Source organism: Methanosarcinales archaeon, from assembly GCA_014859725.1.
In the GTDB taxonomy this organism is placed as follows: Archaea; Halobacteriota; Methanosarcinia; order Methanosarcinales; family Methanocomedenaceae; genus Kmv04.
This window is the reverse complement of sequence record JACUTQ010000054.1, coordinates 1-12,924: the sequence shown is the minus strand read 5'-3', so window position 1 is coordinate 12,924 and position 12,924 is coordinate 1. Positions and strand designations below refer to the sequence as shown.

Genomic DNA, 12,924 nt, shown 5'->3' with positions numbered 1-12,924 from the left:
TGAAATCGAAATCAATCAGGGAGACGAAGATAGGACAACATACATCAAAAAAATCCTTGTAGCACACTTGGAAAGCAATATCAAATACCTGAAAAAGAAACTTGATGAGGCATGCTGCGAAAGCTGGACATAAAGGTATCACCGCCTCTGATAAATATATTTTTCATCAATTGCGATCCATTTTCGTTTATTTTTTTTCCGTTGATTCCTCAATAATTCCTTTCCTTTTTAATACCATTTCCTGACTGCTTCGTGAATGGCATTTGCAAAAGAACAGGCTTTCTTATAACTTAAACCTGAATTGAAGAGAAGCCTCCCTAAGACTCTTTGCTTATTACTTTTCCTCTCATGTGAAAATATCTGTTTTTCTTGTATCCACATTAAGATTTTTTGTACAAAACCCATATTTTCTGACATTTAACGCAATTTTTTTTAAAAACAAAAAATCCTCAAATTGAGAGTCTCCAAAGGAGCTATAGCAAATTATTTAAGTAATTAAATCTACACTAAATTACCGACTTATATTTAATTCATTATCAGAGGACAGGATTTACAATCATGGCAGATTCCACTCAGAGGATATTAATAGAGATATTAAAGATCTTGAATGAAAACGACTCCCCATTAGGGGCAAGGATAATTGCTGATAAACTGGACAGCAGGGGATATTCCATAGGAGAAAGGGGTGTAAGATACCACCTGAAGATGATGGATGTCAGCGGATTGACTAAAAGGGTCGGGTATTCCGGAAGGGTCATAACAGAAAATGGGATTGACGAAATAGACAATGCGCTTGTGGGCGATCGCATGGGTTTTGTTATAAGCCAGATAAATGAACTTGTATACAAAACTACCTTTGACCCTGAAACAAAAAAAGGAGATATAATTATCAACCTGTCCATAATGGATAAAGATGATTTTGAAAAAAATATTGAACTTATGAGATCCGTGGTTCAAAAAGGCTATGCAGTCAGCCCTAAACACCACATTTTTGAAGAGGGTGAAAAAGTATCCAATGTAACGATACAACCAGGTTCTGTGGGTCTATCGACTATTTGTTCCATCACAATAGATGGGGTTCTATTGAAAAAAGGGATACCCATCGAGACAAAATACGGGGGCATCGTTCAATTTGACAAAGGGATTCCAACTCGTTTTACTGATTTAATCTCATATACAGGAACCTCCCTGGATCCCATAAAGATATTTATGTCAAAGAAAATGACAAATATAAACGGGATATTAGAAAATAACTGCGGCCATCTGCTTGCTAATCTGCGGGAGGCCCCCATAATCGCCCAAAGCAGGATCATGGAAGTAATTGAAAGTCTGAACAAGGCCGATATCGGCGGGGTGATCGAACACATCCATGCCGGAGAAACGGTTTTATCCGCCCCTATCAGTCCCGGTAGGATCGGCATACCCATCTATGCAGGGGTAAATCCTTTGGCAGCAGTACTGGAAACCGGGGTGGACGTAACTACACACCCGGTATATGCTGTAATGGATTATGGAGATATGGATAAATTGTTTTAGAATGAAAAAAAAGTATCTGGATTTCATGTCCGATTTATAATATCTTCAAATATATTTTTTATGTGCATCGGTTGACGATTTTTTTCAAATTTATCAGTGCTTATCCGCACATTCAATTCCAAATATTGGAGTTAAGTTTATATATTATTAAGTATACAGTAGGATGCCGTTGTATAAATAATATAAATATGACGGATATTGGAGACAGAATAAATGAGGCAAGTAGCAATATATGGAAAAGGTGGAATCGGTAAGTCCACTACCACACAAAATTTAACGGCAGCCCTCTCAACACTGGGCAAGAAGGTACTTCTGGTAGGCTGCGACCCAAAAGCAGATTCTACCAGGATGCTATTGGGGGGAATGAATCAGAAGACTGTGCTGGACACCCTGCGGAGTGAGGGGGATGACGAAAGTGTTGAACTTGATGTCCTGCTGCAGGATGGGTTCGGCCACATCAAGTGCGTGGAATCAGGCGGTCCGGAACCGGGCGTAGGTTGTGCTGGAAGAGGTATCATCACTTCTATCAACCTATTAGAAAATCTGGGAGCATACACAGATGATCTGGATTACGTATTCTATGATGTCCTGGGTGATGTGGTATGTGGAGGTTTTGCCATGCCTATCAGAGAAGGCAAGGCCAAGGAAATATACATCGTGGCCAGTGGTGAACTCATGGCCATTTATGCAGCCAACAATATCTGCAAAGGTATTGCCAAGTTCGCAAAAGGCGGTGCACGCCTAGGCGGTATAATCTGCAACAGCAGAAAGGTTGACGGAGAAAAGGAACTGCTTGAAAAATTCGCGCAAAGGCTGGGCAGCCATCTCATACACTTTATACCCAGGGACAACCTGGTCCAGCGGGCCGAGATCAATAGAAAGACTGTGATAGAATTTGATCCCGGATCAAACCAGGCAAATGAATACCTGACCCTGGCAAAGAACATCGAGAACAATACAAAGTTCGTAGTACCCCAACCAATGGAAATGGAAGATCTGGAATCCATGATGCTGGAGTTTGGAATTGTTGAATTATAAGGAGGATGAAAAATGCAGATGATACGAGCAATAGTACGCCCGTCAAAAGAAGCTGAAGTGGTTGACAGTCTTGAAAAAGCAGGATTTGTCTCACTTACAAAAATGGAAGTTTTTGGAAGGGGGAAGCAGAAGGGTATCCATACAGCAGAAATTCAGTATGATGAACTTCCCAAGACTATGCTTATGCTTGTGGTTAAGGATGAAGATAAATCGAAAGTGATAGAGACCATTAAACAATCCGCATATACTGGAAAATATGGAGACGGCAAGATCTTCGTAAGCTCTATGGAAGAAGCATACACCATCCGTACAGGCGAATCAGGATTATAATCCTGGACGAAAACGTACAGGAGAGATGAACAATGAAGGAAATTACAGCCATCATCAGAATGAACAAGGTACAGAAGACCAAGGATGTGCTCCTCGGCTGCGGGTATCCTTCGTTCACTGTCAGGGTGGTCATGGGACGCGGAAAGCAGAAGGGTCTGTGCTATGAGTTCGATCCACCTCTGTCTGACCAGGAAGAAATTGACTCAAAGAATTGCATTCGTTTTATTCCAAAGCGCATGTTCACCATTGTAGTGGATGACAAGGCTGCAAAAAATGTGATAGAAAAGATCATAGCCATAAACCAGACCGGGCATGCCGGTGATGGAAAAATCTTTGTGTCAGAGATTACTGAATCCATGCGGATCCGTACCGGTGAAGAAGGGGACGAAACTGTGGGTAGAGAGGTGATGATAGAATGAGTTCTGTTGCAGTTGAAAAGAGTGAGAAGCTCATTGATGATATGCTCAAGATCTATCCTGAGAAGGTAGCTAAGAACAGGCGCAAGCATTTGGCTGTGAAAAGCTGCGAAATAGAGAATCACATTGAAGCAAATACAAAAGTGATTCCTGGAATCGCAACCAGCCGCGGCTGTGCATATGCAGGAGCTAAGGGTGTGGTGTTTGGACCTATTAAAGATATAGTTTGCCTGACCCACGGTCCCATAGGTTGCGGTTATTATACCTGGGGCACCCGGCGAAATTTCACAAAAGCCGTGGATGGACAAGACAATTACGGGCAATATTGCGTATCTACTGATATGCAAGAGACTGATGTTGTGTTCGGAGGCGAGAAGAAGCTAAAACAGGCTATTGATGAAGTGGTCAAGATCTTCAATCCCGGAGCCATCGCTATCTTTGCCACCTGCCCCGTTGGGTTGATTGGTGACGACATCGATACCGTTGCACAGGAAGCTGAAAAAAAGCATGGCATCAAGGTCATGGCGGCCCGGTGCGAAGGCTACAGGGGTGTCAGCCAGTCAGCAGGACACCACATTGCCAGCAATATATTAATGGAACATCTGGTAGGTACCGAGGAACTGGAAGATCCTACTCCATTCGATATCAACATATTTGGTGAATATAATATCGGCGGGGACCTATGGGAAATTAAACCCTTACTGGAGAATATCGGTTATCGTATAGTTTCCACCCTGACAGGGGATGCATCTTTCCATGACATTGCAAAAGCACATCAGGCAAAGCTGAGCATCCTGCTGTGCCACAGGTCCATCAATTACACCAACAGGATGATGGAAGAAAAATACGGTGTTCCCTGGTTGAAGGTGAATTATATTGGTACCAAGCAGACCGCCAAAACACTGAGAAAGATGGCAAAGTACTTTGACGATCCAAAAATCACAAGGAAAACCGAGGAGATCATTGAGGAAGAAATGGGAAAGATACAGCCACAACTGGACTATTACAGGAAAAAACTCCAGGGAAAGACTGCATTCATATATGCTGGCGGGTCCAGGAGTCACCATTATACCAACCTGTTCGAGGACCTTGGCATGCATGTGGTCATGGCAGGGTACCAGTTCGCGCACAGGGATGATTATGAGGGGCGTCAGATCCTCTCCCAGATCAAGAAAATGGCTTCCAGTTCAATCCTAGAGGATATCCAGTATGAGAAGGATGAAAACGCTGAACCGCCCATCAGTCCTGAACGAATGGCTGAGCTGAAGGAAACCATCGGTCTCATGAGTTACGAAGGTATGATGCCTGAATTGAGGGAGGGCACCATTGTGGTTGATGATCTGAACCACCATGAAGCCGAGTTCATGCTCAATGAATTAAAGCCAGATATTTACTGCTCAGGTATAAAGGATAAATACTGGGCGCAAAAGATGGGCATTCCGTCCAGGCAGATACACTCCTACGATTATAGTGGCAGATATACCGGGTTTTCCGGTGTGCTAAACTTTGCACGGGATATTGATATGGCAATACATTCGCCTACATGGAAATTTATAACCCCGCCATGGAAGGCGGCATAGGAGGTCTGAAAAATGTTAGATTATACTCCAAAGGAAGAAGTAGAACGAAAAGCTGCCTGTATAAACCCGGCAAAGATATGCATGCCTATAGGTGCAACATTCGCTGCCATGGGTGTGCACAACTGCATGCCTCACAGCCACGGGTCACAGGGGTGTTTGTCATATCTGAGGATGTGCCTGACCAGGCATTACCGTGAACCAACCTTAGCTACCAGCAGCAGCTTCTATGAAGGTACAGCTGTGTTTGGCGGTGCTTCAAACCTGAAAGAATCTCTGGTCAATATTGCTACTATCTATAACCCGGATGTCATAGCTGTTCACACCACTTGCGTGGCTGAGACTATTGGCGATGATGCAAAGGCCATAGTAGAAGATGCTGAAGCGGAAGAACTCATCGATCCGGCCATTAAGGTATGTGCAGCATCCACGCCCAGTTATGTAGGCTCCCACCTGACAGGATATGACAGGATGGTGGACGCTTTTGTAACAAAATTTGCCCAAAAGATCAAGCCCAATGGAAAGCTCAATATCATCCCGGGTTTTGTGGAACCTGCAGATATCAGGGAGATCAAGCGGATACTGTCTATTATGGGCATATCCAACATTGTATTCCCTGACACAACTGACGTGTTCGATGCACCCATAACTGGTGAGGTATCAGATTTTCCTAAAGGAGGAACACCTATTGGCGAGATCGAGGATTCTGCAAATTCATTTGGTACTATTGCCATGTGTAGAATGGCAGGCGGTGCTGCTGCGAAGTCTCTTAAGACGAAGTTTAAGGTGCCGGCATTTATCGGTCCCACACCAATTGGTATCAGGAACACTGACCGCTTCATCATGAACGCGGCAGACCTGGCAGATGTGTCCATCCCCAGGGAACTGGAACATGAACGGGGCCGTGTTGTGGATATGATGACCGATGCACACCCCCACTTCCATGGAAAGAGGATAGCAATGTTCGGTGATCCGGACATTATCCAGGGACTGACCAGTATTACCCTTGAAATGGGAATGGAACCTGCATTTATATTGTCAGGAACCCAGAGCAAGCAATTTGTAGACGAGACCTATGAATTGATCGGGTCTGATAGTCCTGGTGCGCAGGTGCTGGATAATGCTGACCTGTTCACCCTGCACCAGAAGATCAAGAACGATCCTGTTGACATGCTGATCGGGAATACATATGGAAAGCATATTGCCATAGCAGAGGATATTCCGTTGATCAGGATAGGGTTCCCCATCATGGACCGGGCCAACCTGCACTATTTCCCTATTATGGGATATTCAGGGGCAGCCAGATTGATTGAGTGGATAGGAAATACCTTACTTGAGCGTAAGGACAGGGATGCTGACCCATCAGTGCTAGAGGTAATCCAGTAAAAGATTAGCAAGGAGTGGAAAGACATGCCACAAGTCATGAATGTAGTGAACACGTTAAACGAAAGACAACCATATATTGCCCAAAAGCAGGTCAAAAAGGGGACTTCGGTCCCCCTGGCCTGTGACAATAACTCAATTGCAGGGGCTATGAGCCAGCGGGCCTGTGTGTATTCAGGGGCAAGAGTGGTGTTAAACCCGGTGACTGATGCGGTGCATCTGGTACATGGTCCCATCGGCTGTGCCAGTTATACCTGGGACATCAGGGGTGCCCTGTCCAGCGGCATGGAAACGTATAGGACAAGTTTCACCACAGATATGAAAGAACTTGATGTGGTATTCGGTGGCGAGAAAAAGCTAACCAACGCCATTGACGAGATTATTGAGAAGTACAATCCTCCTGTGATCTTTGTATATTCCACCTGTATCGTGGGCATTATCGGGGATGACCTGCAGGCTGTGTGCAAAGCTGCAACCACAAAACACAGCATCCCTGTGATACCTGTGCAGTCTGAAGGGTTCAAAGGCAATAAAAAAGACGGTTATAAGGCAGCATGTAGTGCACTTAAAACTTTGATAGGTACAAAAGAACCTGAGATCACATCAGAATACAGGATCAACCTGCTGGGTGATTTCAATGTGGCAGGAGATGTGTGGCTCATCAAGCCCCTGTTCGAGAGGATGGGCATCCAGGTAATGGTGTCCATGACCGGGGATTCCACAGCAGACGCCATATCACAGATCCAGGGTGCTCACCTGAACCTGGTGCAGTGCAGCGGGTCCATGACCTACCTTGCCAAGTGGATGCAAGAACAGTACAACATACCATTTATCAAGATCAGCTTCTTTGGCATGGAAGATCTGAGCATAGCTCTCAGGCAGACTGCTGAATTCTTTGGTTATGAGGAGATGAAGCAGATCGCTGAAGATATTATACGGGAAGAGACTGCCAGGATCATGCCTGAGATCTCTCGAATCCGTGAACGACTTAGCGGTAAGAAGGCTGCCATCTATATGGGTGGTGCTGCCAAGGCTCTGACCCTGATCAAAGGATTCAGGGAGCTGGGTATGGAAGTGGTGATCATCGGCACCCAGACGGGTAAGCGCGCCGATTATGAGCAGATCAGCTATTCGGTCAAGGACGGGACCGTGATCGTGGACGATGCAAATCCTCTGGAGCTGGCAGAGTTGCTGGTGAAAAAGGAAGCAGACCTGATGGTGGCTGGAGTCAAGGAGCGGTTCATTGCCTACAAGCTGGGCGTAGCCTTCTGCGATTTCAACCATGACAGGACAGTTGAGTTCGAGGGGTATGACGGGTTTGTCAACTTTGCCAGGGAGATCGATGCGTCCATAAACAGTCCTGTTTGGAAAGCTGTAAGACAAAAAGTGAAAGAGGATGATAGTACCCCTGATACTATGGTGATAGAACCTGTGCATTGTTCCTGTGAGCTGGAGGTGCCGGTATGACTGACCGGAATTTTGTCACAGTAAATCCGTGCGTGATGTGCCAGCCAATGGGCAGCGTACTTGCATTCAAGGGTGTGGAGAATTCCATGGTCCTTATGCACGGTTCCCAGGGATGCAGTACATACATGAGGCTGCACCTGGCCCATCATTTCCGGGAGCCTGTGGATATTGCCTCCAGTTCACTGAGCGAGAGGGGGGCAGTGTACGGGGGCAGTGAGAACCTGAAGAAGGGACTGCACAACGTAATTGACAGGTACCATCCCAGTGTGATCGGCGTTGCAACCACCTGTATGGCCGAGACCATAGGGGATGACGTTCCTAATATAATAAAAGAATTCAAAGAGGAAGCAGGTATCGGGGACAGTGACATCCTGATTATTCCGGTATCCACACCCAGCTTTAATGAAAGCCATGTAAGCGGGTACATTAAAGCGGTTGATGCGATAGTCAGGCACATTACTCCCCAGGGAGCCGAAAAAACACCCAATGGAAAGGTCAATATTATTCCTACAGAAAATCTTTCTCCTGCAGATATTCGCGAGATCAAACAGATTACATCAGATATTTCGGGACCATACATCCTCCTGCCCGACATATCTGATACCTTTGATGCACCCATGCGGGGTGACCTGCCCAAAATTGCTCATGGGGGCACCTCGATAACTGATATTGCAGATATGAAGAACAGCAATGCCTCTATAGGAATGGGATTGATCAACCATAACCCGGCTGTCGAATACCTGTCTGAAATCCATGGTGTACCAGGACTACATGTGCCGCTGCCTATAGGTCTTGAGAATACAGACACATTCTTTGAGACCTTATCCCGGATATCAGAGTGCCAGATTCCTGAAAAATACCTGAATGAGCGGGGCCGGCTGCTGGATACCATGGTGGACGTGCATAAATATCTCTACGGCGTCCGCTTGGCAGTATATGGAGATCCTGACAAGGTAGCTGGTCTGGTCTCGTTGTTGCTGGAATCAGGTATGCATCCTGTACTGGTGGTTTCCGGAAGTAGATCCCAGGGTTTCAGGGAAGATATAAAAGCCAGATTAAAGGACGCCGGATCAGATTGGGACACTACAATACTGGATGGTGTGGATTTCGATACCTTCAATGATGCGGTACGGGATACCGGTCCTGATATACTTATAGGGGATTCTAATGGAAAATACATTTCAAAAGCAGAAAGTATCCCGCTGGTACGCGTGGGCCTGCCCATTCATGACAGGGTGGGTGCACAAAGACTGCTCATGGTAGGGTACAGAGGTGCTATGGAATTAATAGACCGTATCACAAATACCATACTTGAAGCACAGGAAGATAACAAAAAAGCTGTGCAGATATATTCAGCATTATGAGGATTAAATATGACTCTTGTGATTGATGCTCATAATCATTTAGGCGGGCCTGATAAAGGTGATGGGATGAGCCAGAATGCAGAGGATATCATAGCCAGGATGGATGCTGCAGATGTGGATGTTGCCATCCAGGAGGCAAAACGCTGTATAGAGCTGGGCCTTGTCGGGATAAAACTGCACCCTAAGGCACAGCAATTTTCTATCGACGACCCGACCGTGTATAAGATCGCAGAACACGTGGCTGATGTAAGCCCGGACATTCCAATTATATTCGATAATGGCAAACCTGCCTCCCCCAATAAGCTCATCGGGGACCTGGCCGACGTCTTCCCTGGCCTGACGTTCATTTTAGCTCACATGCGGGGCGGCGATTTCATTGACGTGACAAGGGCCCATGATAATATTTTCATCCAGACCACAGGCATGCCCGGGATCGATGTGGTGCAGGAGTGTGTGGATGAACTGGGAGCTGACAGGGTGATGATGGGGTCGGATTCACCGTATCATTCCATGGAGGAGGAGGTCAGGAAGGTGGAGGCGCTGCAGTTGTCAGAACGTGATAAGCAGATGGTCTTTGGTGGGACTGCCATAAAAGTACTGAAAATCTAACCTGTTAATATCTAATTGGTTAATTGAAATGAAATACTTGATAAATGTTTTTGGTGCCGTAGCGCTCATATTAGTAGCCATTTTATTAATATTGACGGCTGCACCAACACTCACATCCACACAACCGGATACAATAACCATATCGGCAGCTGCAAGTCTGACCGATGCATTCAAAGATATCGCAGCAGACTTTGAGAAAAGCAATCCGGGAGTGAATGTTGAACTGAACCTGGCAGGTTCGGGCTCCCTGAGATTACAGATTGAAGCCGGTGCGCCTATTGATGTTTTTGCATCTGCATCCCAGAAAAATATGGACATTCTTGCCGGAAATGGATTAATTATCAATAATTCAAGACATGATTTTGCAGGGAATTCACTCGTTGTGGTAACTCAGAAAAATCGGAATCTCAATACTATCGATGACCTTCTGGACGAAAATGTGGAACGAATCGCAATTGGTAATCCTGACACAGCCCCTGTTGGCAGATATGCCAGACAATCCTTAATGGAGGCTGGTCTTTGGGATAGTGTGGTGGATAAGGTGATCTTTGCTGAAAATGTTAAGCAGGTGCTTATCTATGTGGAGCGTGGGGAAGTGGATGCCGGATTTGTGTATCTGACCGATGTGGATGGGGCACAACCTGACATTATTGAGGTTGTATATTCAGTGCCGGTCAGTATTCCAATCAGGTATCCCATAGCAGTTGTAAGTTCATCTTCGAATAAAGCTGCAGCAGAAGAGTTCAATAATTTCGTCACAGGAGAGAACGGACGCAGGATATTGAAAAACTACGGATTCTGGTTGTCTGATCAAGATGTGGTCTGATGCTGGAATCTGCATGGTTCCCACTTGCACTGACATTAAAAGTGTCAATAATATCTACTGTGATAGTATCGGTTCTGGGTGTTTTCATATCCTATGTAATGGCAAGGAAAGATTTTACAGGTAAGTGGCTGGTGGATGTGCTTACTACGCTTCCCCTTGTACTTCCTCCGGCGGTTACAGGTTATTTGCTGGTCATATTGCTTGGAAAAAATGGTATCATAGGGATGTATATTTTTGACATGACCGGGATAAGTATACTCTTTACCTGGCAGGCTGCTGTTATTGCAGCTTTTATCGTTTCTCTCCCGTTAATGGTAAAGACTGCAACGCCCGCTATTGAAGCTGTTGACCGAAACCTTGAATATGCGGCTTATACCATGGGACGAAGTGAGTTCGAGACCGCTTTTTTGATAACCCTGCCCCTTGCCAGGAAAGGTATCCTTGCTGGTTGTGTGTTAAGTTTTGCAAGGGCTGTTGGTGAATTCGGAGCAACACTCATGGTAGCAGGGAATATTCCCGGAAAGACGAACACCATGTCGTTATCCATCTATGGAGCCTACCAGGCCGGTGATAATGAACTTGCTGACCTGTTGGTTATCATCTTAATTATCATGTCCCTTTTAACGATCGCTGCTGCTGGCAGGCTTGTTAAATGTCAGGCAGGACAGGGCTAGAGATGAGTCTGAAGGTCGATATTACAAAACATTTCTTTAATGAGAGAGGTAGTAAAAAGAAGAATGTCAGTCCGAAATTTTCTCTACAATGCAGGTTTGATGCAGGAAATGAGATCGTAGTACTATTCGGTCGTTCGGGTTCAGGTAAAACCACTGCGCTGCAATGTATTGCCGGCCTGGCCAAACCTGATTCGGGAAATATCAGTTTAAACAAAAGGATATTTTTTGATGATACGGACAAAATTAACATGCCACCCCAAAAGCGCCGGGTAGGATATGTTTTCCAGAATATTACACTATTTCCTCACATGGATGTGAAGCAGAATGTTGCATTCGCGCTAAAGGGTCTGACCCAAAATGAAAAGGAATTACGAATACATGACGTGATGGAACTTGTACAGATACAGGAACTGGGATCATACTACCCATCACAACTCTCAGGAGGGCAAAAACAACGTGTCGTCCTGGCCAGGGCCCTGGCGGGAAAACCAGATATATTGTTATTGGATGAACCATTCTCGGCCCTTGATACGATCGTACGTATGCATCTTCGTGAAGAAATTAAAGATATCCAGAGAAGACTCAATATCCCGGTTTTATTTATTACTCATAACCCGGTGGAAGCTTTCACCATGGCAGACAAGGTGGCAGTATTCTATGCGGGAATTGTGCAGCAGTTTGCAATTCCTGAAGATGTTTTCTATCATCCTGCAACGAAACATGTGGCTGAACTTGTCGGCTTTTCTAATCTTTTTGATGGTGCGATAGTTGAAGAGTATGATCGTTCAAAGTGTATACATTTGAAATTTGAGGAACTATCGTTAATAGCGCCTTATGTGGATCGCAGCTATGCTAACAATGTTACATGGGGGATCCGACCTGAAAATATCCGGATCTCAAAGGCCGGAAATTCCAGAGGAGATAAGAAGAATGTATTTTCAGGAGTGATCAGGAGTATAGCAAATAAAGGGGCGAGCAGGTTAGTCTCTCTGAAATTAAATGGATGTAGTCTATTGCTGGTGGCAGAAATAACAAATCATGTATTATCTGCCCTGGAGTTGAGTGTGGGAGATGATTGCATGGTCCTGCTTGAGATGTCTGACATAGTGATGTTTTGATTTGACTGTATGATCAAGTGGCTGCTCTAGCTGATGAAAGAAGAGGAGTTTTCACATGATATTTGAATCCAATTTAAATGAGCAGGTATCCCCAAAAAGTGGACAAGTAGTTAAGAAACATTCTTAGCAAATCTATATTTCACCCATAATCTCCATTATGGTATCAATATTATCAGCAGCATTTATTCTTGTCCGAACTGATTTTCCCCTGTTGATTCCTTTAGTGAACCACTTTGCATGAAGCTTAATATTGGCATAATCAAGTATATTGAATTTATTTAACAGGCTAACGTAATCAAAAAAGTCATTGACCTGTTCTTCCTTGCTCAAAGGCTCAAGATATTTCCCTGTTCTAAGATAATGCTCAATTCTCTTGAAAATGTATGGGTTCCCTATTGCTGCACGTCCGATCATAATTCCATCGCATCCTGTGTATTCAAGTACTTTCCCGGCTGATCTCTCGTCAACAATATCACCATTTGCAATCACAGGAATAGATAATTCATTTTTCAATTTTCCTATTACATCCCAATTATACTTCACACCTCCAAAAATTGAGCTTTTTCAAATCTCTGAAACCGTAATG

The 12,924-nt window shown here is 44.8% G+C and carries 13 protein-coding genes; 12 read left to right on the top strand and 1 reads right to left on the bottom strand.

What is annotated here, in order from left to right; genetic code table 11:
* The first annotated feature begins 558 nt into the window (after positions 1 to 558).
* The 12 genes from IBX40_06265 to IBX40_06210 all read left to right on the top strand — a co-directional run bounded on the left by IBX40_06265 (position 559) and on the right by IBX40_06210 (position 12,338).
* Positions 559 to 1,536: a DUF128 domain-containing protein gene (locus IBX40_06265; GenBank protein ID MBE0523917.1), complete on the top strand. Its 978-nt coding sequence runs from the start codon at positions 559 to 561 to the stop codon at positions 1,534 to 1,536.
* Positions 1,537 to 1,749: 213 nt separating this feature from the next.
* Positions 1,750 to 2,574 carry a nitrogenase iron protein gene (gene nifH / locus IBX40_06260; protein ID MBE0523916.1) on the top strand — a complete coding sequence of 275 codons (825 nt, stop codon included), beginning with the start codon at positions 1,750 to 1,752 and terminating at the stop codon, positions 2,572 to 2,574.
* Positions 2,575 to 2,586: 12 nt separating this feature from the next.
* Complete coding sequence (locus IBX40_06255; GenBank protein ID MBE0523915.1) at positions 2,587 to 2,904, top strand: P-II family nitrogen regulator; 318 nt, start codon at positions 2,587 to 2,589, stop codon at positions 2,902 to 2,904.
* 32 nt (positions 2,905 to 2,936) lie between these two features.
* Positions 2,937 to 3,323, top strand: coding sequence for a P-II family nitrogen regulator (locus tag IBX40_06250; protein MBE0523914.1), 387 nt, complete (start codon positions 2,937 to 2,939; stop codon positions 3,321 to 3,323).
* Positions 3,320 to 4,900: a nitrogenase molybdenum-iron protein alpha chain gene (gene nifD, locus IBX40_06245; protein MBE0523913.1), complete on the top strand. Its 1,581-nt coding sequence runs from the start codon at positions 3,320 to 3,322 to the stop codon at positions 4,898 to 4,900. Before IBX40_06250 ends, nifD begins: the two co-directional genes overlap by 4 nt.
* 12 nt (positions 4,901 to 4,912) lie before the next feature.
* Positions 4,913 to 6,283, top strand: coding sequence for a nitrogenase molybdenum-iron protein subunit beta (gene nifK, locus IBX40_06240; protein ID MBE0523912.1), 1,371 nt, complete (start codon positions 4,913 to 4,915; stop codon positions 6,281 to 6,283).
* Positions 6,284 to 6,307: 24 nt separating this feature from the next.
* Complete coding sequence (gene nifE / locus IBX40_06235; protein ID MBE0523911.1) at positions 6,308 to 7,747, top strand: nitrogenase iron-molybdenum cofactor biosynthesis protein NifE; 1,440 nt, start codon at positions 6,308 to 6,310, stop codon at positions 7,745 to 7,747.
* Positions 7,744 to 9,111 (top strand): nitrogenase associated protein N, encoded by a 1,368-nt coding sequence (locus IBX40_06230; protein ID MBE0523910.1) that lies wholly within the window; start codon positions 7,744 to 7,746, stop codon positions 9,109 to 9,111. Before nifE ends, IBX40_06230 begins: the two co-directional genes overlap by 4 nt.
* A gap of 9 nt (positions 9,112 to 9,120) precedes the next feature.
* On the top strand, positions 9,121 to 9,720 hold the full coding sequence (locus IBX40_06225) for an amidohydrolase family protein (protein ID MBE0523909.1): 600 nt from the start codon (positions 9,121 to 9,123) through the stop codon (positions 9,718 to 9,720).
* 28 nt (positions 9,721 to 9,748) lie between these two features.
* Positions 9,749 to 10,546, top strand: coding sequence for a molybdate ABC transporter substrate-binding protein (gene modA, locus IBX40_06220; GenBank protein MBE0523908.1), 798 nt, complete (start codon positions 9,749 to 9,751; stop codon positions 10,544 to 10,546).
* Complete coding sequence (modB, locus tag IBX40_06215) at positions 10,546 to 11,220, top strand: molybdate ABC transporter permease subunit (GenBank protein ID MBE0523907.1); 675 nt, start codon at positions 10,546 to 10,548, stop codon at positions 11,218 to 11,220. Before modA ends, modB begins: the two co-directional genes overlap by 1 nt.
* 2 nt (positions 11,221 to 11,222) lie before the next feature.
* The gene (locus IBX40_06210) at positions 11,223 to 12,338 is read left to right on the top strand and encodes an ABC transporter ATP-binding protein (GenBank protein MBE0523906.1); all 1,116 of its coding nucleotides are present in this window, start codon (positions 11,223 to 11,225) and stop codon (positions 12,336 to 12,338) included.
* A 132-nt stretch (positions 12,339 to 12,470) separates the two neighbouring features.
* Here the strand turns inward: IBX40_06210 and IBX40_06205 are convergent, their stop codons facing one another.
* A complete protein-coding gene (locus IBX40_06205; GenBank protein MBE0523905.1) occupies positions 12,471 to 12,893 on the bottom strand; it encodes a tRNA-dihydrouridine synthase in 423 nt (140 codons plus the stop codon).
* Positions 12,894 to 12,924: the final 31 nt, after the last annotated feature.

Bases quoted from the DNA above. Each gene is read 5' to 3' on its own strand.
- modA (MBE0523908.1), top strand. From the start codon at position 9,749: ATGAAATACTTGATAAATGTTTTTGGTGCCGTAGCGCTCATATTAGTA.
- IBX40_06250 (MBE0523914.1), top strand. From the start codon at position 2,937: ATGAAGGAAATTACAGCCATCATCAGAATGAACAAGGTACAGAAGACC.
- nifD (MBE0523913.1), top strand. From the start codon at position 3,320: ATGAGTTCTGTTGCAGTTGAAAAGAGTGAGAAGCTCATTGATGATATG.
- IBX40_06225 (MBE0523909.1), top strand. From the start codon at position 9,121: ATGACTCTTGTGATTGATGCTCATAATCATTTAGGCGGGCCTGATAAA.
- IBX40_06210 (MBE0523906.1), top strand. From the start codon at position 11,223: ATGAGTCTGAAGGTCGATATTACAAAACATTTCTTTAATGAGAGAGGT.
- nifE (MBE0523911.1), top strand. From the start codon at position 6,308: ATGCCACAAGTCATGAATGTAGTGAACACGTTAAACGAAAGACAACCA.
- nifK (MBE0523912.1), top strand. From the start codon at position 4,913: ATGTTAGATTATACTCCAAAGGAAGAAGTAGAACGAAAAGCTGCCTGT.
- IBX40_06255 (MBE0523915.1), top strand. From the start codon at position 2,587: ATGCAGATGATACGAGCAATAGTACGCCCGTCAAAAGAAGCTGAAGTG.
- nifH (MBE0523916.1), top strand. From the start codon at position 1,750: ATGAGGCAAGTAGCAATATATGGAAAAGGTGGAATCGGTAAGTCCACT.
- IBX40_06265 (MBE0523917.1), top strand. From the start codon at position 559: ATGGCAGATTCCACTCAGAGGATATTAATAGAGATATTAAAGATCTTG.
- IBX40_06230 (MBE0523910.1), top strand. From the start codon at position 7,744: ATGACTGACCGGAATTTTGTCACAGTAAATCCGTGCGTGATGTGCCAG.
- modB (MBE0523907.1), top strand. From the start codon at position 10,546: ATGCTGGAATCTGCATGGTTCCCACTTGCACTGACATTAAAAGTGTCA.